The organism is Neobacillus sp. C211, from assembly GCF_051842875.1.
GTDB lineage: Bacteria > Bacillota > Bacilli > Bacillales > Cytobacillaceae > Neobacillus.
The window spans coordinates 202623-229225 of the sequence record NZ_JBPXRO010000005.1; the positions used below are offsets into that span (position 1 = coordinate 202623).

29 protein-coding genes and 1 other RNA gene are annotated in these 26603 nt (G+C 38.2%); 9 read left to right on the forward strand and 21 right to left on the reverse strand.

The genetic code is table 11. From position 1 onward, the window contains the following. Window positions 1-260 precede the first annotated feature (260 nt). From accA to dnaE, 5 genes are all read right to left on the reverse strand, one after another. Window positions 261-1238 (reverse strand): acetyl-CoA carboxylase carboxyl transferase subunit alpha, encoded by a 978-nt coding sequence (accA, locus tag ACSU6B_RS07480; protein WP_410884021.1) that lies wholly within the window; start codon window positions 1236-1238, stop codon window positions 261-263. Further along, a complete protein-coding gene (gene accD, locus ACSU6B_RS07485; protein WP_410884023.1) occupies window positions 1232-2110 on the reverse strand; it encodes an acetyl-CoA carboxylase, carboxyltransferase subunit beta in 879 nt (292 codons plus the stop codon). Before accD ends, accA begins: the two co-directional genes overlap by 7 nt. A 196-nt stretch (window positions 2111-2306) precedes the next feature. Next, entirely contained in the window at window positions 2307-2948 is a 642-nt protein-coding gene (locus ACSU6B_RS07490) for a FadR/GntR family transcriptional regulator (protein ID WP_410884025.1), read from the reverse strand. Beyond that, complete coding sequence (locus ACSU6B_RS07495) at window positions 2932-4170, reverse strand: NAD(P)-dependent malic enzyme (protein WP_168245308.1); 1239 nt, start codon at window positions 4168-4170, stop codon at window positions 2932-2934. The genes ACSU6B_RS07490 and ACSU6B_RS07495 overlap by 17 nt, the downstream gene beginning before the upstream one ends. A 127-nt stretch (window positions 4171-4297) precedes the next feature. Beyond that, window positions 4298-7660 (reverse strand): DNA polymerase III subunit alpha, encoded by a 3363-nt coding sequence (gene dnaE / locus ACSU6B_RS07500; RefSeq protein ID WP_410884027.1) that lies wholly within the window; start codon window positions 7658-7660, stop codon window positions 4298-4300. Between the two features lie 154 nt (window positions 7661-7814). Between dnaE and ACSU6B_RS07505 the strand changes: the two genes are divergently transcribed. Beyond that, the gene (locus ACSU6B_RS07505; RefSeq protein WP_088089236.1) at window positions 7815-8153 is read left to right on the forward strand and encodes a YtrH family sporulation protein; all 339 of its coding nucleotides are present in this window, start codon (window positions 7815-7817) and stop codon (window positions 8151-8153) included. Beyond that, the gene (ytrI, locus tag ACSU6B_RS07510) at window positions 8150-8650 is read left to right on the forward strand and encodes a sporulation membrane protein YtrI (RefSeq protein ID WP_215001056.1); all 501 of its coding nucleotides are present in this window, start codon (window positions 8150-8152) and stop codon (window positions 8648-8650) included. The genes ACSU6B_RS07505 and ytrI overlap by 4 nt, the downstream gene beginning before the upstream one ends. 38 nt (window positions 8651-8688) lie before the next feature. On the opposite strand, the gene ACSU6B_RS07515 is transcribed toward ytrI, so the two are convergent. Beyond that, complete coding sequence (locus ACSU6B_RS07515; protein ID WP_410884030.1) at window positions 8689-9639, reverse strand: DHH family phosphoesterase; 951 nt, start codon at window positions 9637-9639, stop codon at window positions 8689-8691. Between the two features lie 97 nt (window positions 9640-9736). Here ACSU6B_RS07515 and ACSU6B_RS07520 point away from each other — a divergent pair, with 97 nt between their 5' ends. Further along, a complete protein-coding gene (locus tag ACSU6B_RS07520; RefSeq protein WP_168245312.1) occupies window positions 9737-10048 on the forward strand; it encodes a YtpI family protein in 312 nt (103 codons plus the stop codon). A 63-nt stretch (window positions 10049-10111) separates the two neighbouring features. On the opposite strand, the gene ACSU6B_RS07525 is transcribed toward ACSU6B_RS07520, so the two are convergent. The 3 genes from ACSU6B_RS07525 to ACSU6B_RS07535 all read right to left on the reverse strand — a co-directional run bounded on the left by ACSU6B_RS07525 (window position 10112) and on the right by ACSU6B_RS07535 (window position 12560). After that, window positions 10112-11431, reverse strand: a complete 1320-nt coding sequence (locus ACSU6B_RS07525; RefSeq protein WP_410884032.1) for a DRTGG domain-containing protein — start codon at window positions 11429-11431, stop codon at window positions 10112-10114. Window positions 11432-11555: 124 nt separating this feature from the next. Continuing rightward, window positions 11556-11795, reverse strand: a complete 240-nt coding sequence (locus ACSU6B_RS07530; RefSeq protein ID WP_088089241.1) for a hypothetical protein — start codon at window positions 11793-11795, stop codon at window positions 11556-11558. A gap of 84 nt (window positions 11796-11879) precedes the next feature. Continuing rightward, a complete protein-coding gene (locus tag ACSU6B_RS07535) occupies window positions 11880-12560 on the reverse strand; it encodes a metal-dependent hydrolase (protein WP_215001060.1) in 681 nt (226 codons plus the stop codon). Window positions 12561-12751: 191 nt separating this feature from the next. Here ACSU6B_RS07535 and ACSU6B_RS07540 point away from each other — a divergent pair, with 191 nt between their 5' ends. From ACSU6B_RS07540 to ACSU6B_RS07550, 3 genes are all read left to right on the forward strand, one after another. Continuing rightward, window positions 12752-13849, forward strand: coding sequence for a M24 family metallopeptidase (locus ACSU6B_RS07540; RefSeq protein ID WP_410884034.1), 1098 nt, complete (start codon window positions 12752-12754; stop codon window positions 13847-13849). Window positions 13850-13905: 56 nt separating this feature from the next. Next, window positions 13906-14101: non-coding RNA, 6S RNA (gene ssrS, locus ACSU6B_RS07545), on the forward strand. A gap of 138 nt (window positions 14102-14239) precedes the next feature. Then, the gene (locus tag ACSU6B_RS07550; protein ID WP_410884036.1) at window positions 14240-14728 is read left to right on the forward strand and encodes a hypothetical protein; all 489 of its coding nucleotides are present in this window, start codon (window positions 14240-14242) and stop codon (window positions 14726-14728) included. A 242-nt stretch (window positions 14729-14970) separates the two neighbouring features. Here the strand turns inward: ACSU6B_RS07550 and ald are convergent, their stop codons facing one another. The 3 genes from ald to ACSU6B_RS07565 form a co-directional block, all read right to left on the reverse strand. After that, window positions 14971-16089, reverse strand: a complete 1119-nt coding sequence (gene ald / locus ACSU6B_RS07555; protein WP_215001063.1) for an alanine dehydrogenase — start codon at window positions 16087-16089, stop codon at window positions 14971-14973. Window positions 16090-16264: 175 nt separating this feature from the next. After that, window positions 16265-16666: a hypothetical protein gene (locus tag ACSU6B_RS07560; protein WP_410884038.1), complete on the reverse strand. Its 402-nt coding sequence runs from the start codon at window positions 16664-16666 to the stop codon at window positions 16265-16267. Between the two features lie 165 nt (window positions 16667-16831). Beyond that, the gene (locus tag ACSU6B_RS07565; protein ID WP_410884040.1) at window positions 16832-16990 is read right to left on the reverse strand and encodes a hypothetical protein; all 159 of its coding nucleotides are present in this window, start codon (window positions 16988-16990) and stop codon (window positions 16832-16834) included. 105 nt (window positions 16991-17095) lie between these two features. Between ACSU6B_RS07565 and ACSU6B_RS07570 the strand changes: the two genes are divergently transcribed. Next, window positions 17096-17548, forward strand: a complete 453-nt coding sequence (locus tag ACSU6B_RS07570; RefSeq protein WP_410884042.1) for a universal stress protein — start codon at window positions 17096-17098, stop codon at window positions 17546-17548. A gap of 140 nt (window positions 17549-17688) precedes the next feature. Then, window positions 17689-18003: a hypothetical protein gene (locus ACSU6B_RS07575; protein ID WP_410884043.1), complete on the forward strand. Its 315-nt coding sequence runs from the start codon at window positions 17689-17691 to the stop codon at window positions 18001-18003. Window positions 18004-18040: 37 nt separating this feature from the next. On the opposite strand, the gene ACSU6B_RS07580 is transcribed toward ACSU6B_RS07575, so the two are convergent. The 9 genes from ACSU6B_RS07580 to sppA all read right to left on the reverse strand — a co-directional run bounded on the left by ACSU6B_RS07580 (window position 18041) and on the right by sppA (window position 25505). Next, on the reverse strand, window positions 18041-18553 hold the full coding sequence (locus ACSU6B_RS07580) for a MogA/MoaB family molybdenum cofactor biosynthesis protein (RefSeq protein ID WP_410884045.1): 513 nt from the start codon (window positions 18551-18553) through the stop codon (window positions 18041-18043). Then, window positions 18550-19392 carry an EcsC family protein gene (locus ACSU6B_RS07585; RefSeq protein ID WP_410884047.1) on the reverse strand — a complete coding sequence of 281 codons (843 nt, stop codon included), beginning with the start codon at window positions 19390-19392 and terminating at the stop codon, window positions 18550-18552. The genes ACSU6B_RS07580 and ACSU6B_RS07585 overlap by 4 nt, the downstream gene beginning before the upstream one ends. Window positions 19393-19496: 104 nt before the next feature. Continuing rightward, a complete protein-coding gene (locus tag ACSU6B_RS07590; protein ID WP_410884049.1) occupies window positions 19497-20690 on the reverse strand; it encodes an acetate kinase in 1194 nt (397 codons plus the stop codon). 244 nt (window positions 20691-20934) lie between these two features. Then, complete coding sequence (locus ACSU6B_RS07595) at window positions 20935-21918, reverse strand: class I SAM-dependent methyltransferase (RefSeq protein ID WP_410884051.1); 984 nt, start codon at window positions 21916-21918, stop codon at window positions 20935-20937. 109 nt (window positions 21919-22027) lie between these two features. Next, a complete protein-coding gene (tpx, locus tag ACSU6B_RS07600) occupies window positions 22028-22528 on the reverse strand; it encodes a thiol peroxidase (RefSeq protein WP_410884053.1) in 501 nt (166 codons plus the stop codon). Between the two features lie 193 nt (window positions 22529-22721). Continuing rightward, window positions 22722-23222 (reverse strand): GerW family sporulation protein, encoded by a 501-nt coding sequence (gene ytfJ, locus ACSU6B_RS07605; RefSeq protein WP_410884055.1) that lies wholly within the window; start codon window positions 23220-23222, stop codon window positions 22722-22724. A 17-nt stretch (window positions 23223-23239) separates the two neighbouring features. Beyond that, window positions 23240-23911, reverse strand: a complete 672-nt coding sequence (locus ACSU6B_RS07610; RefSeq protein ID WP_410884057.1) for a DUF2953 domain-containing protein — start codon at window positions 23909-23911, stop codon at window positions 23240-23242. 103 nt (window positions 23912-24014) lie between these two features. Further along, entirely contained in the window at window positions 24015-24482 is a 468-nt protein-coding gene (locus ACSU6B_RS07615) for an RDD family protein (protein ID WP_410884059.1), read from the reverse strand. Window positions 24483-24494: 12 nt separating this feature from the next. Then, window positions 24495-25505: a signal peptide peptidase SppA gene (gene sppA, locus ACSU6B_RS07620; RefSeq protein ID WP_410884061.1), complete on the reverse strand. Its 1011-nt coding sequence runs from the start codon at window positions 25503-25505 to the stop codon at window positions 24495-24497. 169 nt (window positions 25506-25674) lie between these two features. On the opposite strand from sppA, the gene ACSU6B_RS07625 reads away from it, so the two are divergent. Continuing rightward, window positions 25675-26478 (forward strand): NAD kinase, encoded by an 804-nt coding sequence (locus tag ACSU6B_RS07625; RefSeq protein WP_410884063.1) that lies wholly within the window; start codon window positions 25675-25677, stop codon window positions 26476-26478. Window positions 26479-26603: the final 125 nt, after the last annotated feature.

The window sequence follows — 26603 nt, forward strand, 5'->3', positions numbered from 1 at the left end:
GAAAGAGAAAATAAAGTTACGATCTTATTAAAAATTACTTCTTTTATTATTTACTTAAAACCCTCGAATATTTATAAAATAACATGAAGAAATAACTATAACAACCTTCTGGTATTAGTATTTATAATAGGCAGAATAGTCTATCAACTGGAAACGCTTTATTCACTCTTGTAAGCGTCATCAGCAAACTTTTTATGGATTTCTGGTGAACATTTTGTGAATTAAACAAAAAAAGTGCCCATCGTAATGAGCACGTTAAATTAATTAACCCCGATGTATTCATTGACAATTGCAAATTCACCAATAGTCCTGAAACGGTTGTAACGATCAGCAATTAATTCATCTTCTGAAAGCTTAAGCAGCTGCTGCAACGCTGTCTTAAGTACATTATCAATTTCTTCTGCTTGCTTGATTGCGTCTCTTTGGGCACCGCCCTTAATTTCGGGAATGATCCCGTCAATGACGCCTAGTACTTTTAAGTCCGGTGCGGTTATTTTCATTGTTTCGGCTGCATTTTTAGCCAGAGCTGCATCTTTCCATAATATTGCCGCAGCACCCTCCGGTGAAATAACCGAGTAGGTTGAATTCTCCAGCATATAGATACGATTACCAACTCCAAGTGCAAGAGCGCCGCCACTCCCGCCTTCACCAATCACTATACAAACCACCGGAACCCTAAGACCAGCCATTTCAAACAAATTACGAGCAATTGCTTCACTTTGCCCGCGTTCTTCTGCTGCCTTTCCAGGATAGGCACCCTTTGTATCAATGAAACAGATAATCGGTCGATTAAATTTATCTGCTTGTTTCATTAATCGAAGTGCTTTTCTGTAGCCTTCTGGATGTGGCATTCCAAAGTTTCTGCGAATATTCTCTTTCGTGTCTCTTCCGCGCTGATGGCCAATCACTGTTACAGGTAATCCTTTATATTTAGCAATTCCGCCCACTATTGCCTCATCATCAGCAAAGGTTCGGTCGCCATGACATTCAAAGAAATTCTCAAACAGATAGGGAATATAATCTAGCGTTGTCGGCCTGTTCGGAAGACGAGCAATTTGTACCCGATCCCAAGGCTTAATGTTTTCATAGATACTCTGCTCAAGCTTTTCAAGCCTAGTCTCTAATTTGCTAATTTCTGAACTTAAGTCAACATCAGCGGTTTTGGTGAACTCTTTTAAATCAGTGATTTTCTTTCTCAGCTCGATGACCGGGCGTTCAAATTCTAATTCTCCTACCATCTGAGCACACCTCCAGGTTGATGGATTTCTAGAATGTTTGTGACTTTCTCAACTAAGTCATTTCGAACGATAATTGCATCCAACTGACCGTGTTTTAACAGAAACTCTGACGTTTGAAAATCCTCAGGCAATTCTTCGCGGATGGATTGTTCAATAACTCTCCGTCCAGCAAATGCAATGAGCGCACCTGGTTCAGCTAGGTTGAAATCTCCCAATGATGCGAAGCTCGCAGATACACCACCAGTTGTCGGATGCGTCATAATCGAAATGATTAATCCACCATTATTACTAAACCTTTTTAAGGCAACACTTGTTTTTGCCATTTGCATTAAGCTTAAGGCACCCTCTTGCATCCTCGCTCCACCTGATGCGGTAAAAATAATAAACGGAACATTTAACTCATCCGCTTTTTCAATAGCTAGCGTAATTTTTTCGCCAACAACTGAGCCCATGCTTCCCATTCGGAACGATGCATCCATAATGGCGAGAACAATTTTATGACCGTTAACTGTTCCAATTCCAGTGACAACAGCCTCGTTCAATTTACTCTTTTGTCGGTCTTTTTCAAGCTTTTCAAGGTAGTCAGGAAAGTTTAATGGATTTTTTGAAATCATATTATCATTCATTTCCACGAAACTTCCTTCATCTATGAAAGTGTCAATCCGTTCTTTTGAGTTCATTGGAAAATGATGACCGCAATGCAAACATATTTTTAAATTTTTCATTAATTCTTTTGTATACATAATCTTCTTACATGAAGGGCACTTTGACATAATTCCTTCGGGAACATCATTTTTTGCAGTTTCAGTCGGTATTTGAGCATATTTCTTCTTTTTTGTAGGATTTTTTGAAAAAAGATCTTTTAGCGCCAAAAATTAAACCTCCCTTGTGTTACGATAACTCTGGCAAGTTTCTCCAATTAATACTATTTAGAAGTTTTTCTATTCATACTAAACTTCATACATCCATTGTGGTCAGACCACCATTGAAATAAAAATACCCTATCTTAGGGCTTGGTTAACCTACACTATAAATTAAAATGGGTTCAAAATCTGTTAGTATTTGTCGTTAAAAAACAGACAAATTCCGTAGATCGTAATATGCAGATAGTGTTTTGACTTCATTCTTTTCAGACAGGGCCTCAATTAGTAATAGATAGTCTTGACGAGGATTGACGATTTTTTTTGATTCAAGCGAATGGTAATACTCTTTTAAAATAGACCAAATTCTAGAGAAAAGATGGTTATCTGCGATCTCAATAATTTGATAAAAAAACTCATCATCATTTACGCTGTTATCTTGATTTGCCCATTCTTTCAAATTCACTATATTTTTGTTATCTATTTTTTGCAAAGCTAATCTTAGGCAGTCCATCTCAATATAACACTTTGTCTCAAATACATCACGTTTCGCTTTTTCATCCTGTAAAATAAATGTACTAAGAAGCTGGACGAGATGATTGCCCCGAAAGTCGCGAATAAACGTCCCTTCGCCCCTCCGTGTTTCAATTAACCCAAGCAATTCTAATGCCCTAAGTGCCTCTCTAACGGAAGAGCGCCCGAAATTCAGGCGCTCCGACAACTCTCGTTCAGATGGGATCTTATCTCCGGATTGTAATCCATCGATTGTAATCATTTCTCGTAACTGCTTAACAATCTCTAAATATACCTTAGTATTGTTTCCCACTAACGTATCACTCACTTTTGCCAATAATTGCGAGCCTCTTTGTTTTTTCCTTTATTTCTTCAGGATCAACCTTAATGCGGGCAACCCCGGTTTCCATTGCTGCTTTTGCGACTGCTGCTGCAACATCTGGAGCAACTCTCGGGTCAAAAGGTCCGGGAATGACATAGTCGGCATTCAGCTCATCTGGACTGATTAAGTTGGCAATAGCTTCTACAGCCGCGACTTTCATTTTTTCATTTATATGGGTGGCACGAACATCGAGTGCCCCACGGAAAATTCCTGGGAATGCGAGAACATTGTTCACTTGGTTTGGAAAATCTGAACGGCCTGTTCCAACCACTTTTGCTCCTGCTGCTTTTGCCTCATCAGGCATAATTTCAGGGTCCGGATTGGCCATAGCAAAAATAATAGAATCTGGATTCATTGATGCTACCATTTCTTTTGTAAGTGCACCTGCAACTGAAACTCCGATAAAAACATCCGCACCCTTAATTACATCTGCAAGGCTGCCTGTTAGGTTATCTCGGTTTGTATATTTCGCTACTTCAGCTTTAACTGCATTCATACCCTGTGGACGCCCTTCGTAGATGGCGCCTTTTGTATCACACATAATTATGTCCCTAACACCGTAACTATATAACAATTTAATAATGGCAATTCCCGCTGCACCAGCACCGTTTGCGACCACTTTAATTTCTGTCATTTTTTTGCCGATAAGCTTAAGTGCATTGACAAGACCTGCAACCGTAACAATTGCTGTCCCATGCTGATCATCATGAAATATTGGAATATTTGCTTCCTTTTTTAATCTTTCCTCAATCACGAAACAATTTGGAGCAGCAATATCTTCAAGATTTACGCCTCCAAAAGTAGGTTCAAGTAATTTTACAGTTTCAACAATTTTGTCAACATCAGTTGTGTTCAAACAGATGGGAAAAGCATCAACACCAGCAAAGCTTTTAAATAGTACTGCTTTACCTTCCATAACAGGGAGAGCTGCCTCAGGTCCAATATTACCAAGTCCAAGAACAGCGGTGCCATCCGATACAACTGCAACCATGTTCCCTTTCATGGTATATTCGTAAACCAATTCTGGTTTCTCATAAATATCTTTGCATGGCTCTGCAACACCTGGTGAATAAGCTAAACTTAAATCATGTGCATTTCGGACTAAAACTTTTGATTTCGACTCTAACTTTCCCTTATTAATTCGATGCATATGTAATGCTTCTTCCCGTAAAGTCAAGATAGTTCCCCCTCAAATTTTCACAAAAAATTATTTAACATCCCGCTATATGTAGTCCTATTTTTTTGGTGGTCAGACCACACTTGTCTCATTATCACTATAACATATCTTCGAAAGTTGTAAAGAATTATTCCTTCAAAACAACATTTTTTGCACCTAGCACATTTCTTAATAATTGCAGTAATTTTGGGGTAGGATTGATATTATTTTCTGACCCCAGTCTAATTGTTTTCCGGTTTTTTTCATAGTGTAAGATCACCGCTGCTGTTCCTTGATATTCTTTTAGCAGCTGATTTAATTGCTGAAGAGAAGATTCATCCTGTTTATCCTCAACTATTTTCAAATATAAGACTGACTGTTTAACAGTTTTAGTTTGTAACCACTCTTCTAAGTTTGAAACTTGTTGAATGATAAATTGCTGCTTCCCTTCACGTTCTTCTATTTTCCCTTCAATCAATAAAAATTTCCCGTGCCCTAATAGATGCGAATATTTTTTGTATACATTCGGAAATGCCACTGCTTCCATTTCGCCGCTTGCATCACTTACCGTTAAAAAGGCCATTGAATCGCCTTTCCTGGTACGAATGGATTTCATAGAGGTGATATAAACGCCTGATGAAATCCTTTGGGTTTGATTTTTGATCCCAAAAAGGGCGTGTGCCCCTGCATGTTTGAGTTGCTCTTCATAAATAGAGACCGGATGGTCCGATAAATAAAAGCCAAGTGCTTCTTTTTCAAATGTCAGCTTATTCTCCAGACTTATGGGATCGACTTGCATATAGTTAGGCTTTGGTATGAATTCTTCTTCAAATAAATCAAATTGGTTATTTTCAGATGGTTTAAATATTTGTGCATGCTCCATCGCTACATCTAAACTAGCGAGCAGAACGGCACGATCCTCTCCAAATTCATCAAAGCAGCCAGAATGGACCAGGAACTCAAGTGTTTTTCGATTGATGGCTTTTGAGGAAACCCGAATGCAAAAATCAAATAAGTCTACAAATCTTTTCTTTTTCCTTGCCTGAAAGATCTCTTTTAAGGCGGCAGCCCCTACGCTTTTAATGGCCGCTAAGCTGTAACGTATTCCTTCCTGTTCTACTTGAAAGGAGTAACCACTATTATTGATGGATGGAGGCAGGACCTTGATGTCCTTTTGTTTTGTTTCCATGATGTATTGAGCTATTTTCGTATCATTTCCGATTGCCGATGTAAGAAGGCCGGCCATAAAATAAACCGGATAATTTGCTTTTAAAAAAGCTAACTGGTATGCAATCATACTATAGGCAACAGCGTGGCTTCGGTTAAAGCCATAATTAGCAAAACGAACAATTAAATCGTAGATGTCATTGGCTAGTATTTGTTCATACCCTTTTCTTAGCGCTCCCTGGACAAAATGACTCCGCTCTTTATCAAGAATCTCCTTTTTCTTTTTCCCGACCGCTCTTCTTAAAAGGTCGGCTTCACCAAGTGAAAAACCAGCCATTTTCGAAGCAATTTGCATGATTTGCTCTTGGTAAACAATGACGCCATATGTATTCTCAAGGATAGGCTCCAAATCAGGGTGTGGATATTCTACTTTCTTTACGCCGTGTTTTCTATCAATAAAGAGTGGGATATTTTCCATTGGTCCTGGACGGTACAAGGCATTGACTGCCACAATATCTTCAAATCGGGAAGGTTTTAAGCGGGTTAGAACTTTGCGCATCCCTTCAGATTCCAGCTGAAATATACCTGTCGTTTCTCCGTCTGCTAACAGGTTGAAGGTCACAGTGTCCTCTAATGGAATCGAGTTGATGTTTACTTTCTTACCAGTTTTCCGATAGATAGAAGATAAAATTGAATCGATTAATGTAAGGTTCCGTAAGCCTAGAAAGTCCATTTTCAAAAGGCCGATCTCTTCGAGATGTTCCATTGAAAATTGCGTTAAATATACCTGGTTAGACCCGCGTTGAATGGGGATTAAATCAATTAGCTGCTTCTCACTTATGACCACACCAGCTGCATGGGTGGAAGTGTGGCGCGGTAGACCTTCTAGTTTTAAAGCCGTTTCAAAAAGCCGTTGATTCATCGGGCTTTCCTTAATAAATCTTCTAAGTGGTTCCGATTCTTTATAGGCTCCTTGCAGGTTTATTCCTAATCGCGACGGAATCGTCCTTGATAAATGTTCTAGTTCCTTTGAATTTAACCCGAATACCTTACCGACATCCCTTAATGCAGCTTTTGCTGCGAGGGTTCCAAATGTTACGATTTGCGCGACATGTAGTTCACCGTATTTCGCCGAAACGTAATTAATCACCTCATCGCGCCGATGATCTGGAAAATCAATATCAATATCTGGCATCGAAATTCGCTCAGGATTTAGAAATCGTTCAAACAATAGATTATGCTTTAATGGGTCCACATCAGTTATGTATAAAACATAAGCAACAAGCGATCCTGCTGCCGAGCCCCTTCCTGGACCTGTTAGAATTCCCTGCGCGCGGGCATATCTCATAAAATCCCAAACAATTAAAAAGTAGTTGCTAAATTCCATTCGCTTAATAACTGATAGTTCATAGGACAAACGATCAAAATATTCCTGAGATGGGGCAGAAAAACGTTCGCTTAATCCCTGTTTGCATAACAATTCCAAATACTCCGAAGCTTGCATTCCATTCTCCGTTGGGAATGCTGGCAGATAAGTCTTATTTAGTTCAATGTTAAAGTCGCATCTGTTTGCAATCCTGAGTGTATTTTCTAATGCATCCGGGACATCAGAAAAGCGATCCACCATTTCACTTGCAGTTTTTAAATAGAACTGATCGTTTTCCAACTTTTCTCTGTGATCGTCCTGCAATTTATCGCCATTTTTTATGGCTAATAAACACTCTTGGGCAAACATATCTTCTTTTTCTAAATAATAGACCTGATTTGTCGCTGCCAGCGGGACATTCATTTCTTTTGAAATCAAGTTAAACTGATTTCTGATGGTTGTTTCTTGTTCGAGTTGATGATTTTGAATCGCTAGAAAAAAGCAGTCTCTGCCGAAGATGGAATCTAGTTTTCTTATTATATTTCTGGCAATTTCTTCTTCACCATTTAAGATGGACTGCTCAATTTCACCTTCTAGTCCAGGTGTAATTGCTATAAGCCCTTCCGAATAATGTTTCAACCATCTGAGCGGAATCCCATGATCCGTTTTTGTTTGAACCGTACTAGATATCTTTAATAGATTTTTATAGCCATGATCATTTTCTGCGAGTAAGACCAATGGATAAGACTCGTTATTGTTGTTTTCACTTTCTACATCCACAGTTAACCCGATGATGGGTTTAAGATTATTTTTCTTACACAACTTATAAAATTCAATTGTTCCGTACATGACGTTTCTGTCGGTTAAGGCGATCGCAGAAAAGCCTTTTTTTTGTGCATTTTCAATTAAATCCGGGACAGATGCCGTACTTGTTAATAAACTATATGCACTATATACATGTAGGTGAATAAAAGACATATTGTCACACCCTTAATTCCATAATCTCTCCCTTTATTATAGAACGTTATTGATAAAAAAGAAAATATGTTCTCATTTTTAAAAAACATATTTGTAAATGTTTGTCCATATAAATGAGTATTGGAATTGATTATGGGTAAGGGCGGTTGACGAGATGAAAGAAATTGGTTTTTTTCCTGCTTTTATAGAAAGTTACTTTATTGCCTTAGGTGTGGTGCTTGGTGGTTCGCTTATTGGTGGGATAGCCTCATTTCTAACCGGACAGCCACCGCTAACGACCGTTTACCGCTTATCATCAGCGCTTCGAATTTGGGCGATTGTTTCGGCGATTGGCGGGACATTTGACGCGGTTTATACGTTTGAAAGAGGCTTATTTGATGCGAATACAAAGGATCTTTTTAAACAATTTTTATTAATACTCTCTGCCTTAGGCGGGGCCCAGACTGGTGCCCTCCTGATTAATTGGTTAACCCAGGAGCATATCTCATCATGAGAATCCCGCCATTATATCGAAGACCTTCCTGGCAGCGTTTTTTTGGAGGAATGGCCGTAGGCGGTGTGATTAGCTGGTGTATTTTTTTATATATTTATGGGGTGTGGCAGGAAAAGAACACCGAATTAATTCGGACACAAGCGAAGGAAATTATTGACCTAAACGGAGAGAAAAAAATTTGGCAGGAAGAATATAAAGAAATTAATAAGCGAAATATTGAACAACTTACAGTCCAGAAAATCAACATTAGAATTGCAAACTGGGAAAAATATAAACTTGATTCTTTAAGTGTATTAGAGACAGAGGACTCGGTTAGAGATGATATTAGCATGATGATTGCAAAAGATATCGAAACCGTCTACAAAAGTAAGGACCTTTTGAAAAAAATTATTGAAAATAAACCGATTAAAATAAATGATAAAAGGTATAAACTAAAGGTTAAAGAAATGGTTTTTTATACAAACCTATCGATCCAATTAGAGATTCATTTTGAATAATAAAAAATCGACCCTCACTCTCACAAGGGCCGATTTTTCTATTTATTAAAAGAATAATTTTCACATACTTCTTCAAGTGCTTTTAATACATCGTCCACTTCGTTCCAAGAATAGATGGATGCTCCTGATGCCAGTGGATGTCCCCCACCTTTAAACTGCCTTGCAACTCCATTGATTACAGGACCCTTTGAACGCAGACGTACCCTTATCTGTTCTGCTTCCTCGATGAAGAATACCCATGCCTTTATTCCTTTTACATTTCCTAATGTTCCAACTAAGAGGGATGCCTCTGCGGGTTTTGCATTGTATTCTTGTAATAGTTCTTTTGTTAGCTTAACGGAGGCAACACCGTTATTCTGTAACTCAAAATTTTGGAGTATAAAACCGTTTAACTTAATGATATTGGTATCCAATTCATACATCTTGTCAAATAGCTCAGTCCGTGAAAAATTATAATGAATTAATTCCCCAGCATACCCCAGTGTTTTTTCCGTCGTACTCGGGAAAAGAAATCTTCCAGTATCACCGACAATGCCAGCGTATAACAATCTCGCTGCTGCATCATTCATTTTTAGCCCTTTGTCTTTTCCGTTTAAATAAAATTCATAAATCATTTCGCTGCAAGAGCTAGCGCTTGTATCCACCCATAATAAATCACCATACGGGTCCTCATTTGGATGATGATCAATTTTTATTAACTTTTCACCCAGAGAATAACGCTTGTCACAAATCCTTTCAGCATTTGCGGTATCACAAACGATCACTAATGCACCCTTATATACTTCATCTTCAATCACATCAAGCCTGCGCATGTAATGAAGGGTTGGTTCCTCTAGACCAACGGCATAAATCTTTTTATTTGGGTAGGATTCTTGAAGAATCGCTGCCAATCCACCTTGTGAACCGTAGGCATCGGGGTCTGGACGGACGTGACGATGAATAATGATGGTTTCAAATTGTTCAATCTCTGCTAAAATCTGCTCAATCATGTGCAATGCTCCTTTACCAACTAATAAACCAAATGTGGTATTTTTTTGTTTTTACAGTTACAATAATAGAAGATTTTCTATGCTTGGAGGAAATAATATGTTTGTACTTGTTGTATTAATTGCTATACTATTTGCTTTCTATCTATTTTATAAAACAAAATACATCAGAAGCAACCGTTTAGTAGAAAAGAAATGGCTTGCTGCTAAATCAAATATTGCCCTAGGGCTTTTTGTCTTTTTATTTGGAGTTAATCACTTGTTATTTATTTCCGAAACAACGGTTATGTATATAGTTGCCGCTGTATTTATTGTTTATGGAGCATTATTCAGCTGGATCGGTTTCAAAAAATACAAACATTACCTTCCATTCGCAATCGAGGAAGCAAAAAATTTTGAACTGCAAAAATAATTATTGAAGCCGCTTCTCCATTAGTGAAGCGGCTTTTTTTATTGATATAAATTTGATAGCTGTCTAATTTCTATCAAGCAATTGACACATCATCATTGCTTTTCCAACTAATATTCCTTCATTGAAAACTTCTACATCCACTTTTCCAAATTTACGTCCGACTTCAAGAACTTTCGGATAAATTTCTAATATACTCTCCATTTGAACAGGTTTAATAAAGTAAATAGTCATATTTTCAACGACAAGATCGCCTTTTTTATAACTCCGTAATACACGGTTTGCTGCATCAGAGACAATCGTTGTAAACACACCGTAAGAGATTGTTCCAAGTTGGTTGGTCATTTGCGGGGTTACTTCGCAAGAGTAAACCTCTTCTCCTTTTGCTTTTCCCTGCATTAATACTATTTGATTTGTAACGATATCGTCGAGAGTTTCCCCGACCTGTGGCTGCCGCTGGTTCATTTGTAATGCTTTTAAAACATCCTGCCTGCTAATAATACCTTCCAAACGGTTTGAGTCATTTGTAACAGGAAGTACTTCAATTCCTTCCCAGACCATGGTATGGGCAGTTGAAGCCACACTTGTCTTCCCATTTACCGACATGGGGTGCTTGGTCATAATTTTATCGATGGATGCTTCTAAATCCTGACCTAAAATGTCCTTACTTGTTACCATCCCTTGAATCTTCATGTTTTGGTCAACTACTGGGTAGCGGCTGTGTGCAGTTTGTTGGTTAAATTCATGCCATTTTGACACCCTATCCGTCGTTTTTAGATAAAAAGTATCAGCAAGAGGGGTTAAAATATCTTCGACTAAAATAATTTCTTTTTTGATTAATTGGTCATAAATCGCCCGGTTAATCATGGTTGCGACCGTAAACGTATCATAGCTCGTTGAGATGACCGGTATTTCTAGTTTATCTGCTAGCTTTTTGATATAATCGTCAGCATCAAATCCACCGGTTATGAGCACAGCGGCTCCAGCTTTTAAAGCAAGTTCATGCGCCTGAGTCCGGTTCCCGACTATTAATAGGTTACCAGCCTCAGTGTAGCGCATCATGGCTTCTAATTTCATGGCACCAATAACAAATTTATTTAGGGTTTTATGCAAGCCCGTTCTTCCGCCCAATACCTGACCATCAACAATATTTACTACCTCAGCAAAAGTGAGTTTTTCAATATTCTCTTTCTTTTTCCGTTCTATTCTAATCGTTCCAACTCGTTCGATGGTACTTACATATCCTTTATTTTCCGCTTCTTTAATCGCACGGTAGGCTGTTCCTTCACTAACGGACATCGCCTTGGCAATTTGTCTGACAGATATCTTTTCTCCAATAGGGAGACCATCAATATATTGTAAAATTTGTTCATGCTTAGTGGCCAAGACCTTCACCCTTTATAGTCAAATTCCAATTATTCCATTTAGAATAACCCGGATTACATATAATTTTTATTATAGAGTGTTGAAAGCCTTGATTCAATGCGGATTCTTACATTACTCTTAATTCTCAATGATAGAACCTAGATTTCTTCCTAGATCGTCGCTCCGATTGAAGTTTATGTCCTTGCTTTTTGGGGCTATAAAGAAGGCCAGTAAGATTTCCAGCGATAACGATTAAGGCAAATGAGAGCCAGGCTAATGAAAATATCCCTTGAGCCCCATCAGCATAAATAGATAATCTTGGTGCTCCATAATAAAGCAAGATGCCACAGAGTAACAGGCAAAGTAAATATCTGTTCTTTTTCAATTGTATTTCCTCCTCCTAAAAGACTGCTTGTTCCATATTTATGCATAGTGGAAGGAAAAAAGTATGTAAATCGCCTAAGTACAATTAAATTTCGATGGCTTCGCCTGGTTGGAGTACTTTACCGTTTTTATCTTCCAGCATCTCAATAAACTTAAACGGGTCTTGTTTGATTGGCGGGAAGGTATTGTAGTGGATTGGCACAACTGTATTAGCTTTTAACAGCTTTGCTGCGTATGCTGCATCTTCAGGCCCCATTGTAAAATTATCACCTATGGGCAGGAAGGCTACTTCAATCGGATGGCGCTCACCAATCAACTTCATATCTGAAAATAACCCCGTATCCCCAGCATGATAAATCGTCTTTCCTTCATTCATAAATAAGATTCCAGCAGGCATGCCGCAATAGATGAGTTCATTATTTTCTGTTGTAAAGCTTGATCCATGGAAGGCTTGCGTTAGTTTAACTTTGCCAAACTCAAATTGATGGGCACCACCGATGTGCATACCATGGGTATGAACTCCCTGCCAGCTTAAGTAAGTAGAAATTTCGTGGTTAGCAACGACAAGTGAGTTATTTTTCTTTGCCAGCTCAACTGTATCCCCGACATGGTCATTGTGACCATGCGATAAAATAATGACATCTGGTCTTAGTTCCTCCACCTTCAAGTCCGTCAATTGATTGCCATTTATGAAGGGGTCAATTAAGATGGTTTTCCCGTTTGTTTGGATTTGTACAACTGAATGTCCATGATACGAAATTTTCATTCGACTTGCTCCTCTCGGTTTTCATATAGTATATACTTCCATACGATAACTAGAATTCCTCCCATATCTCTAGTTTAATCCTAATATATTGATTTTAAGCAAGGAGAAGTATAAGGTGGTCAGTTAGTTTACATTTCAAGTTTTAATTGATAATCTCATCATAGGACATGAATTACATAGGGGGAGTAAAAATGAATCAGCGATTAACTAAGCTTCAAACATGGATGAGAGAAAACGATATTGAAGTTAGCTTCCTAACCTCATCAGAGAATGTATTTTATTTAAGCGGATATTACACCAATCCACATGAACGCTTGCTCGCACTAGCAGTCTTTCAAACAGACGAGCCCTTCCTTGTTTGCCCAGGGATGGAAGTCCACGATGCCAAACGTTCTGGCTGGGCCAATGAAATTCTCGGCTATAGCGACATTGACAATCCGTGGGAAATGATTCTAAATTCCATCAATAAAAGAATAAACAGCGTGTCAAAAGCAGCTATTGAAAAAGAACATATGAATGTGGAACGTTATGAACAACTCTCAAAGTTATTCCCGCAGGCATCATTTGTTTCTGCTGAAGAAAAATTACGAATGCTTCGAATGATTAAGGATGCCAAGGAGTTAAAAACTATTGAAGAGGCCTGTGCCCTTGCCGATTACGCAGTTGAATTCGGTGCTAATGAAATCAAGGAAGGCAAAACGGAGTTGGAAATACTTAATGCCTTAGAATACGCCCTAAAACAAAAGGGTGTGACCGAAATGTCGTTTTCGACAATGGTGCTTACCGGAGCAAATGCAGCTTCTCCACATGGAAACCCTGGAGAAACAAAAATTCAAAAAGGCGATCTTGTTTTATTTGATTTGGGTGTGGTGGTTGACAGGTATTGTTCTGATATCACTAGAACGGTTGCTTATGGGGACATTAATGACAAGCAAAAGGAAATCTATGACACCGTATTAAAAGCCCAGCTTGCTGCCATTGAAGCAAGCATTCCAGGGGTTCGTGCAGCCGAAGTGGACTTAACTGCCCGTCGAATCATTGCTGAGGCAGGATTCGGAGAGTATTTTCCACACCGCCTTGGGCATGGTCTCGGGATAAGCGTGCATGAATACCCATCATTAACTGAGACAAATGACCTTATTATTGAAGAAGGTATGGTATACACGATTGAACCAGGTATCTATGTACCAAATGTGGCTGGTGTTCGCATTGAAGACGATGTGTTTATTACCTCAGACGGGGCAAAAGTCCTCACAAAATTCCCAAAAGAGTTACAAATCATTAAATAATTTCTTTTGGACTTTTTTTACATTGAAATCTGTGAAGAGTTGGTATATTATATAAATACAAGCTGCGTTGTTCGTAGTCATAATAAAGTTTTAACCTTTAAGCTGTAAAAGGGAGTTTAACCATTGGAGCTCGAATGACAAGCCTCTGTCTATAAGACCTGGAGGACATGCAGAAAAGTTTCTGAGAACACCCACTTTGAGGAGTGGTGGTTTAAAACTTTCTTATATTAATACGGCAAATGCGGCTACATATTTAGTTTTATTAAACCAGTTCCTTTTTAGGAGCTGGTTTTTTTTTTGAACAAACATGCGCGATTTCGGGTAACCAATACCACAGATTACCGACACACATACATATGAAGAACAAAACTTAATAAAATTGCGGAAGAATTGTCTATCATACCGCCGATAAAGGACAAAACTCATAAAAAAACCGAAAAATTGTCCTTCATAACGTCGATGAAGGACAAAACTCACAAAAAACCGGAAAGAATGTCCTTCATACCGCCGATGAAGGACAAAACTCACAAAAAACCGGAAAGAATGTCCTTCATAACACCGATGTCCTTCATAATGCCGATGAAGGACAAAACCCACAAAAAACCGGAAAGAATGTCCTTCATAATGCCGATGAAGGACAAAACTCACAAAAAAACCGGAAAATTGTCCTTCATAACACCGATGAAGAACAAAACTCACAAAAAACCGGAAAGAATGTCCTTGATACCGCCGATGAAGGACAAAACTCACAAAAAACCGGAAAGAATGTCCTTCATAATGCCGATGAAGGACAAAACCCACAAAAAAAACGAAAAATTGTCCTTCATAACGCCGATGAAGAACAAAACTCACAAAAAACCGGAAAATTGTCCTTCATAACGCCGATGAAGGACAAAACTCACAAAAAACCGGAAAGAATGTCCTTGATACCGCCGATGAAGGACAAAACCCACAAAAAAAACGAAAAATTGTCCTTCTTAACGCCGATGAAGGACAAAACTCACAAAAAAAACGAAAAATTGTCCTTCTTAACGCCTATAAAGGACAAAACTCACTAAAGACCGGAAGAATTGTCCTTCATAACGCCGATGAAGCGTGAATGAACAAACCCCTCTTCTTTTCTATTTTTCCAGCAATGTTTTGGTATCTAAAAATTCAAGTCCATGTGCGTCTGCTACTGCTTCGTAAGTTACATACCCGCCTAGTGTGTTGATACCCTTCAATAATGCTTCATTGCTAAGACATGCTTGTTTGTATCCTTTATTTGCAATTTGAACCGCATATGGTACGGTTACGTTTGTTAACGCAATGGTTGATGTTCTTGGTACCGCACCTGGCATATTGGCAACAGCATAATGGACAACATCATGCTTCACATAGGTTGGATTATCATGAGTAGTAATCCGATCAGTCGTATCAAAAATACCGCCTTGGTCGATTGCAATATCGACAACGACACTGCCAGGTTTCATTGATTGAATCATCGCTTCCGTTACAAGTTTCGGTGCTTTGGCCCCCGGAATAAGAACAGCACCAATGACCAAATCCGACTCCCTTACTGCTTCGGCAATATTATAAGGATTGGACATTAAGGTTGTCACATCGGATCCAAAAATATCATCTAATTGACGAAGCCGATCTGGATTTAAATCAATAATGGTCACCTTTGCCCCTAAACCAATCGCCATTTTAGCCGCATTCGTTCCAGCCACACCTCCGCCAATAATAGTTACCGTTCCTCTTTGGACTCCTGGGACACCAGAAAGAAGAATACCCATCCCTCCATGAACCTTCTCAAGGAATTGAGCACCAATTTGAGCAGCCATTCTTCCAGCGACCTCACTCATCGGTGTTAATAATGGTAAACTTCTATTAGGTAACTGAACCGTTTCATAGGCTATACCCACTACTTTTTTATCAATCAATGCTTTGGTTAATTCTGGTTCAGGTGCAAGATGTAAGTATGTAAATAATATTAAGCCTTCTCGGAAGTATTTATATTCACTAGGAAGCGGCTCTTTAACCTTCATTACCATTTCCATGGACCATGCTTCTTCTGCTGTATCTACTAATTTTGCACCAGCAGTTTCATAATCCTCATTTAAAAAACCAGAGCCTAGACCTGCTCCTTTTTCAATAAAAACCTCATGACCAAATTTCACTAGGTTGACCACTCCAGCAGGTGTCATGGCTACACGGTTTTCATTATTTTTGATTTCCGTAGGTACTCCGATCCGCATGTGTTTTCCTCCAAGTATTATTATTCATAGAAAAATAGACCAAGCCAATTTTATTATAACCTTTTTCATAAGATAGATGTATTCTCATTGATGATAACAAATACACATTTTAATTCCATAAAAAATATAGCAAAAGCTTTGCCGATTATGGCAAAGCCTATGTTTTAATGATTCATTAATACCAAGGATAATAAGGGTATGGGTACGGGTATGGGTACGGTGGATAGTACGGATATCCGTAACCGTAACCGTATCCGAAACCTGGAGCTAATAAGGCACCTGCTGCTAACCCAGTTAAGAATGGGAACCCAAATCCAAAACCAAATGGTCTGCCGAAGCCAAAACCAAATGGTCTTCCAAAGCCGAATCCAAATGGTCTTCCAAACCCAAATCCAAATGGTCTGCCGAAGCCACCAAATCCAAATCCTGGCCGGCCAAATCCACCAAAGTGTCCGAATCCTCCGTGGCCGAATCCACCAAAGTGGCCGAATCCCCCATGAATTCTTTCATCTGCTGGGTTCATCACATCATATTGCACATCAATGTTATTAGGCATTCCATACATTTCTGTACTCATAATTCTCCTCCTCATTTTCTAATTAATTGACACATTAAAGAATATGCAAGTGTATATGCATATTCTTGGGTATTTGCCTGTAACCTTAAAAATTCCCAAGACACATGTCCAGAAAAAAAGACTGCCCAATATTGGACAGTCCCTCAGTATCTATACATTTTTTACTTAGCTCTCTGTCCCAGAAAAATCCTCACTATCAGCAATCGCTGTTCCTTCGCCAATAAAACCACTAGTATACGAATTCATAATTTGTTGGCTTACTTCAATCGTACCCTGTTCGTCAAACTCAAACAAAAACTTTTTATTCTGGTCATGGTTTACCATCCGACAATCTCCTTTCCTTTGTAAACTACCTCTTTATTGTTCGAAAAATTGTAACAGTTATTCCTTGTTAAATAATGTATAATTTAAGTAAGGAGATGATAAATCATGGGACTTAAATATCAGAATATTTTAGTCGCTATTGATGGTTCAAAAGAAGCAGATTGGGCTTTTAAAAAGGGCATTGAAATTGCCAAAAGAAATGACGCCACCCTATCATTAGTCCATGTTATTGACACTAGGACGTTTGCTTTAATTGAGGCTTACGATACAGTTATTGGTGATCGGGCAGAAAAGCTTGCAAAAGATATGCTTGAAAATTATCTAAAACAAGCGGAGGATGCAGGATTAACAAAAGTGCAATATGAAATAGACCACGGCTCTCCTAAAATAAGAATTCCTAGAGATTTGGCTAAAAAAAACAATATTGATTTAATTCTCTGCGGTGCTACTGGATTAAATGTAGTGGAAAGGTTCTTTATCGGCAGTGTTTCTGAACATATCACCCGATATGCAGCTTGTGACGTTCTCGTCGTACGCACAGACAAAGATTCCGAATAAATATGAAATTTTCAAAAGCACGCAGCAATATGCTTCGTGCTTTTTTATACACTAAATTCACCTTAAAAATAGGTTTGTAGAGAATGGTTTATACATGTATAGTATAATAAAATACTAATAAATAGATTGGAGGCAACTATATGAAAGAATATTTTTCATTTGATGATCGTCTTGGTATCCAGCTCCCCGATTTAACAATGGAATTGGCTGATTACAGCATAGAATCACAGGAAGAGATTCTCTTATATTGGGAACAAGTTCGCGGCTCTATCCCGGACCGGATTGGAGAACTAGAAAATCAAATTAATCAGAAACAAGCACTTCTTTCGAATGAAAGTAATTTCCCTCGCTCCTGTCAACTGAACACCGAAATTGCGGAACTAGCTTCGATTATTAATGATTTATGGCTATGGTACCGAGCAAACGAAGTTCTTTCAACAAAAGTCCATCAATAAAAAACTCCCTTTCCATCGAAAAAGGGAGTTTTCTCTATTAAAGGTCTTTTTGTATTTCTCTCACTACATGGCCAAGTTCAGGTAAAATTAATTTATTCATCGCTAGTTTCACTGCACCAGTTGAGCCTGGGGTGGAGAATACAGCTTTATTTTTTATCACCCCCGCAATGGCCCTTGAAAGAATTGCAGCGCTGCCAATATCGTCTTGATAGCTCAACATCCTGAACAATTCTCCAAATCCAACAATTTCTTTATCTAGTAAATTTTGTACAGTTTCTATCGTTACGTCTCGCTTTGCAATCCCTGTGCCGCCATTTGTTAAAATGACATCAATTTCTTCTCTTGAACAGCCCTTTACTAATTCATCATGAATTGGTGCGGCCTCATCTTTTACTATCACGTAATCTATAATTTTGTGACCTGCTTGTTCAAGCAGTTCCATCATCAGTTTACCACTTTTGTCTGTTTCACTATTTCTTGTATCACTAACTGTAATTACTTTACAATTTACCGTTTTTGGGGCTTCCTTTTTATGTTCATGAGAACTCATCCAATATACTCCTCTTTTTCTTTTAGGTAACGAAGTTGATAATATTTATGCGCTAAATCAGTTACCTTTCTCGTTAACTGATAATTGGCGCCTGCACCAATCGCCATACTTACAAGCGGGATACCTTGTATCACCTTTTTTCGGAACAATGTAATAACCAACGCTTTCAATAGTTGCTGTACTGGCTGTTCAATCCATGTAATATCAATAATTTCTTCATTTCCTTTATAAAAATAATAGTCATCCCGATTCTCCAATTCATCCATCAACAAGGTCCATCCCTCTAGTTGAAGCCTTGGCGGCAATGTTGCCGTATGAAACACCTTCAGAGAGGTCATCATTTCAAACGGGGTATTAACCTCAATCCCATAGGTCATTGCAATTAATTGGACGGCCCTTAAATTAATAACGGCTATTGCTGGTATGTCTGTGCTTAGAAGAAGTGGACCACCAGTCCCAGCTAAACCACCTTGAGCAAAAGAGTATAGACGATGCCTCGCAATTTGCTGCTCTGCAATGTATTGTAATTGCTCAATTTTTAATTGGCGTAAGTCTTCTACTTTTTCTAAGTCTTTATGAAATATCCGCCCCGCAGAAAGAATTCTCTCCTTTGCATCCATCTGTAGCTGCGAGCCTTGTATCATACTATGTAAATGAAACAGCCAACTATCAATAACAGTAAAGAATTGCCGTTGAACCTTTTCGGGTAATAATAAGAATGATTGTTGCAGATATTTTCCATAAGTTAATTGGAAATCATTGGGCTCAAATTCACGTAAATTTCTTTCCCAATCCTGTATTTCATTCAAGACCTTTGCTTCACGGTCTGTTAATGGCATGATCGATTCCCCTCCACAGCAAGGCTTTCTATTTCCAGTATATCACAATGAAATAAAAGGATAAAAAGGCAAAAGCCATTAAATTAGCTTTTGCCTTCTGTTTATTAAAGAGTATTTGCTAAGCGAACGACGTCTCTAGCAATCATTACTTCTTCATTAGTCGGTATAATTAATACTTTAACTGGTGAGTGTGGATAGTTGATGAATGTTTCTTCGCCTCTCACTTTGTTCAAAGCAGGGTCCCAATAAACACCCATAAATTCAAGGCCTCTTAAGATTTTCTCCCTAATCGTATCACTATTTTCACCGATACCAGCTGTGAAAATAATTGCATCTACACCATTCATTCTTGAAGCATAGGAACCAATGTATTTATGGATACGGTTTGCAAATACATCTAGAGCAAGTTGAGCGCGGTCATTACCCTTTTTTGCTTCAATTTCAATATCCCTTAAATCACTAGAGAAGCCTGACATAGCGAGCATACCACTCTTTTTATTCAAAACATCAAGGACTTCATCCGCTGTTTTATTTGTTTTCTCCATAATATATGGAATGAGTGCAGGGTCAATATTACCTGAGCGAGTTCCCATCGTTACCCCTGCAAGTGGTGTGAAGCCCATAGATGTATCAATCGACATACCGCTTTCAATCGCAGCAATACTTGCTCCATTCCCTAAATGACACGAAATAAGGCGAAGTTGTTCAACGGGTCGACCTAATAACTCTGCAGCACGTTGTGAAACATATTTATGTGATGTTCCATGAAAGCCATACTTACGAATGCCATACTTTTCGTAATACTCCATTGGCAGGCTATACAGGTAAGAACTTTCTGGCATCGTTTGGTGGAAAGCCGTATCAAAAACAGCTACCGCAGGAACATTTGGGAGCACACTCATGAAAGCTTTAATTCCTGTAAGATTTGCTGGGTTATGCAAAGGTGCAAGTTCTGATAATTCATCAATTTTCTTTAATACTTCATCTGTGATAATCACTGAGTCATTAAATGTTTCACCACCATGGACTACTCGGTGTCCCATTCCAACAATCTCATCAAGTGATTTGATAATCCCTAAAGTGGTTAGTTTATCCAAAAGCATTTTAACCGCGACTTCATGATCAGGAATATCACTGATTTCTTGGATTTTCTCTCCATTTACTGTAATATTAAAAATCGAATCATTCAATCCGATTCTTTCAATTAATCCTTTTGTAATAACATCTTCGCTTGGCATTTCAAACAATTGAAACTTCAAGGAAGAGCTTCCTGCATTAATTGCAATAATTTTTGCCATTTTTGTTACCGCTCCTTTTATATAACAACACTGGTTTGGAGTAATTTTTGTTAGTACAACATTATTTTGCTCAAACCGCTCTTGATTATTTCCTTCCTCATTTAATCATTGTGTATATTATATTTCAAGGTATAATTCACATGGCAGCGTTTACATTACGAATGTTAATATATTCACATATTTCGGTAATTTTATAAGATTTATAACACTCAGAAAAAAAGGATGAGCAGGGTTTAAACCCTGTTCATCCTTTGTTCTCTTGGAACCATTTTTCCATTTTAGATAGTATTTTATCCATTTCTACTGCATTCGAAAGGCTAGGCAAATCGACAAGTAATGCCTGCTTTGGCGGTTGCACGCCTAAACCCTTTTTTTGGAGGATGATGATACTCTTAGCTGTATTTTTATTATTAAACATGCTCGTGGGTAATTGTAACAATCCTTGCACAATGACATGCTCTTTAAAGAATTCACTTAGTTGAGAGGCTTGTTCACTTTCAAATAAACCATTAGGAATAATAAAGAATAAATACCCACCAGGTGCTGTATACATGACACTTTGCTCAATGAATAAATGATGGGAATAGGTATGTCCCTCATCTGCCTTTACTTGATACTCCGCTGCTCTGACATCATTCGGATAATATCCAACAGGTAAATCACCGATGACCGCATCTACGGGGTCGATAAGCAGTGGCTCTAGGCTGTCTTGATTGAAGAGTTGAATAGGGTGCTCTTGTAAATTTGCATTAACATAGGCAAGCTTAATTAACAGGTCATCAATCTCCACACCGACAGAATCTACTTTTTTTTGCAGGTGATTTAATACAGTTGTTAACAAATTACCGGTTCCTACTGCTGGGTCAAGCAAGCGGAATGTTGACTGTTTCATAAATCTATTTACTAAATAACCGACAAGCATCCCCACTGTATCAGGTGTCATTTGATGGTTAGGCTGAACACTTTCTTTCATCCCTTTTAAAATGACAAGCTGATATGCCTTTCGAAGTTCCTCGTTTGAAAATTTGTTTAAATTGATCTGTTCATATTGTTTCTTAATCCTTTTTTCTGTTAGTTCGCTGACCTCAGACTGAAGGATAGAGCCATGAAATAAATTCTCGCCAGTTTCTGCAAGTGCCTCTAAATATGTACAATTAAGTTCTTCCTGTAAAAGAAGTGCTGTTTCATTAAATAACGTAAAAAGTTGTTCTACTGGAGAAACGTTCATCTTTTCCCCTCCCTCTTTAAATTCCTTATCCATTTTAATCGAGTATAGCTATTTTATACAAGTTTTAACCAAACAAAAAGGCCTCGTAATACCGAGGCCTTCTGCTTTACTATTTCGCAGCCTTTGCAGCTTCAATTGCTGCTTCGTAGTTAGGGTGGTTTGTTGCTTCACTAACATACTCAACATATGTCACTGTTTCACTTGAATCAACAACAAATACAGCACGAGCCAATAGTCTTAATTCTTGGATAGCAACCCCATATGCTTCTCCAAAAGAAAGGTCACGGTGATCAGATAACGTTTGAACGTTTTCTATTCCGCTTGCAGCACACCAGCGCTTTTGTGCAAATGGTAAGTCCATGCTTACAGTTAAAATTTTCACGTTGCCTAAGCTATTTGCTTCTTCATTAAACCGGCGCGTTTCTGCATCACACACACCCGTATCCAAAGATGGGACGGAAGTAATTAAACGCACTTGACCCTTTGTATTCTCTAATGTTACTGCTGATAAGTCATTCGCTAGGACTGTGAAGTTAGGTGCTTTGTCCCCTACCTTTACTTCATTGCCTAATAGAGTAATTGGGTTTCCTTTAAATGTTACATTTGCCATAATACATCCTCCTTTGTCGTATCCAAGTTCAAGCGATTGTTGTAAACCACTTCACTTCAAATATGTACAGTGTAAATATATCTTTTCAATATCTATTTTGCAATTATTTAGACTTATTGAAAATTGCTAGCGCCCCGTTAGCGACATGAAAAAAGTTAATCTTCCTAGTCTTTTGGAAGATTAACCTTTCCTACTATAATTCAAGCTCTTCTTTTGGTTTATGCTCGTTTTTAGATCCTTGCGAACTATTTTGCTGTTGCCCTTGGTCCTTTTTTGAGAACATTTGCTGAACTTTATCAATCGCTGAAGGAGCAAGTTCAAGTATTTTCTCATACAAATGGGTGCTTTCATCTAAATGCAGCATTTTTACTCCATGAGAGTTGACAATTAAAAAAGCAATTGGGGTAATAGAAACACCGCCCCCGCTCCCTCCCCCAAATGGATGGGATGAACCTTGACCTTGACCTTGACTTTGTCCTTGACCTTGTTCTTTTCCTTGCCCTTGACTTTGAGACCCTTGGAGCTTAAATTCACTACCACCTGCAGCAAATCCAAAGCCTACTTTCGATACTGTCAAAATAACACTGCCGTCTGGGGTCTCAACTGGGTCCCCTATAATCGTATTAACGTCAATCATTTCTTTCAAACTTTCCATTGCAGTTGTCATCAAACCTTGAATTGGGTGGTCAGACATGGCTGTTTCCTCCTTTTTCAAACGGATTTTGTTTTATCATTTGCAAAATTAGTTTTCTTTTTAAAGTGCGGAAGTCCGCCCTTCCAGAATCTAAACAGTTTTAATCCTGCTAGAATAGCATACCCGATACGAAACTGAATAATACATGTAAATCTTGTTTGAATTACGGCAGCTTGAAAGTGTGGAGTAACCGATATTTTGGGCATTTCTTTAAGTTTGAAATAATGACTGAGTAGCCCTATGATGCTCCCCTTAAAGGCCCATATTGCTCCGGTTATTGTCCCAGTGTGCGCCGCATCTCCGAGACCAATCAGCGTATTCCATTCTAAGCCTTTCATTGTGACCTTCCGAAAAAACTTCCTGACAATACGATGTAATCCGAACACATGATTGAGTAATTTTTTGGCATTTGATGCATTAGTCTCCACCTCATCTGTTGTAATATGATTCGTGTCTTGTTTAGTTGATTCTCGTGCGGAATCTCCCATTTTAGTATTACTTTCTACAACTATGCTAGGAGAATTATCATCCACTTTTATTAACGGAACATTTATTGTATATTTTATTAACCCGAACCAAATCTTTAATTTTATCTTTAGATCGTCATTGTCATTATGATGATAATAATTAATAAGGATTGTTAATTTAGTAAAAAGAATGAGAATGAAAAAGAGCAATAGAATGGACAAAATCAGGAGCACCCAAAACAATTTCAATCACAACCTTTCAGCGGGTAGTATTTGCTTTTATATAAAAAAATAAACCTACCAACAATTGTTGATAGGTTTATTTTCACCGTTCCACATGGATAACTGTTGTGTCAGTGAAGAGATCATGCAAGCCCTGTTTTTTTGGTAAAAAAGCGACAATGATATATCCGAAGATAATCGTTGCTGATATAAATCGGCCGATCCATTCACGAAAGAGTATGGTTCCCCAGGTCAATTGATCATTCTTTAAATCGACTACCTTCAATCCAAACACCATTTTCCCAAGGGTTTGATTAAGATATTTTGTCATCAAGACGAAATATAAATAAAAGATGACCGCCGATGAAATGGAGACTGGCGCAAACATATTGGTTTCTGATAAAGGAATATCCAATAATCGAAATATAGGTTTAATTAGCAGCCGAATAATGCTTCCCACGACCACTAAATCAAGCAGATACGCCCAAAAGCGCATCCAGAAGCCCGCATAACGAACGATATAATTTTCCTTTCTGTCAGGCGTGGTTTCTTGATATTCATTTATATCCATTAATTAGCCCCCTTATTCTGCATACAGATACATGAGACGTGGAGAATTCGGCTTCGAAAGTATTTGCATTAATCCAGCCATTTCAACGTTTTCACCCATTAATTTCTTTGCCTGCATAGTAAATAAGGAACCCAAACCAAGTGAATCTGAATAACGAACCACCTGCGCTCCTTTGAGCTTTTCTTGTTTTTTCATAAGATTCACTACATCGTCTAAGTAGCCGAACCCATCGATTAGGTGTAAATCCTTCGCTTGTCGTCCATCGTAAACACGGCCGTCAGCAATTTTTTTCACCTGGGCGACGGGCAAGTTACGCCCTTCTGAAATCACTTTGACAAATCCTTCATAGGAATTATTGATCATCGACTGTAATATTTGCCGTTCTTCATCTGTCATTTTTCTTGTTGGGCTCATAATGTCCTTATGCTTGCCACTTTTTATGGTGACAAAATCAACCCCATACTTATCGGCAAGACCTTCATAATTGATGCCTTCCATAATAACTCCAAGGCTGCCAGTCATCGTCTCAGGACTTGCATAAATCTTTTTTGCTGCAGTTGAAATATAATATCCTCCTGATGCTGCCATTGAACCCATCGAGATATAGACTGGTTTTTTACTGTTTTTTTGAATTTCAACGAGTCTATCGTGAATTTCTGCACTTTCAACGACACCACCGCCTGGTGAGTTGACCTTTATTATTATCCCTTTTACAGAATCATCTTTTTTTATATAGTTTAACTTTTTCATAAAATCCTGATGATTGTAGCCTGCACTTTGTAGGAAGGAACCAGTTTCACCAGTGTCCTGTATGACACCATTGACATCGAGAATCACAATTTTCTTTAATTCGTTCCCTTCATTGACTACCTCTTCTGTAAAAGGTTGCTCAGCTGATGCCATAAAGTCGGTAAAATCAGTTTGAATCCCTTTAAAAGTAGTAGCTGATAAAAAATTAATTACCACAGAAACAAAAAATAACGCTGCCGCAATCCCTAAAGCAGCCCACCGTTTTCCATTCATAGATAAGTTAGTCCCCCTTTTTCTTTTAGTCTAAAATTTATGTCCTGCTTTTATATTGTTTCAATAAAATGCTAAACTAATTTCAGACTAACATTATTTTAGCAAAGATTATTTTTGGGGTGGGTAATCATGTTACAATTATCTCATCTTTTTCCAGGGGGTACATAAAATGGCAAACAGGCGCAATATTTACTTTTATCATAAACGGGATGAGGATATGCTTTCAAAAATGGCTCCTCTTTTTGATGTGGCCGACCGTTATGGTTTTACGATTGTCACTGATTACCGAAATGCTAATATCATTGCCAGTGTTGGAGATGACGGAACATTTCTACAAGCCGTCAGGAAAACCGGCTTCCGTGATGATTGCCTTTACATGGGGATTTCAACTAAAGATAGCTTGAATATGTATTGTGATTTCCGAATTAATGATATTTCAAAAATGATTGACGCTATTATTACAAATGAAAATTTAAAAGTCCGTCGTTATCCATTAATTGACGTATCCGTTGATGGTCAGGGTACTTTTACTTGTTTAAACGAATTCAGCATACGTTCTTCGATTATAAAAACACTTGTGGTAGATGTCTTTATTAATAAGCTCCATTTAGAAACCTTTCGCGGGGATGGGTTGATTGTTGCGACACCAACCGGAAGTACTGCTTATAATAAATCGGTGAAGGGTTCGATTGTTGACCCTCTTATCCCCTGCATGCAGGTGAGTGAAGTAGCATCCCTAAATACAAATCTTTACCGAACACTAGATTCCTCCTTTATTGTTGGAAGTGAACGAACACTTACATTAAATGTAATATCCGAAGGCAATGATTATCCTACCATGGGGATGGATAATGAAGCATTAAGTATTCGTCACGTTGAGAAAATCAGCATAAGAATAAGTGATAAAAAGTTAAAAACACTAAAGCTTAAGGACAACTCCTTCTGGGAAAAAGTGAAACGGACTTTTTTATAAGAAAAGCGGAAGCGCCCGTTTAGCGAAGTAATAAGTTTTTCTTAAGAATAAAAAAGCCTTATCCTATTAAAGGGATAAGGTCAGATTGTCGAGAAAGGGTATTTTTCTCGGCAATTTTTTATTCT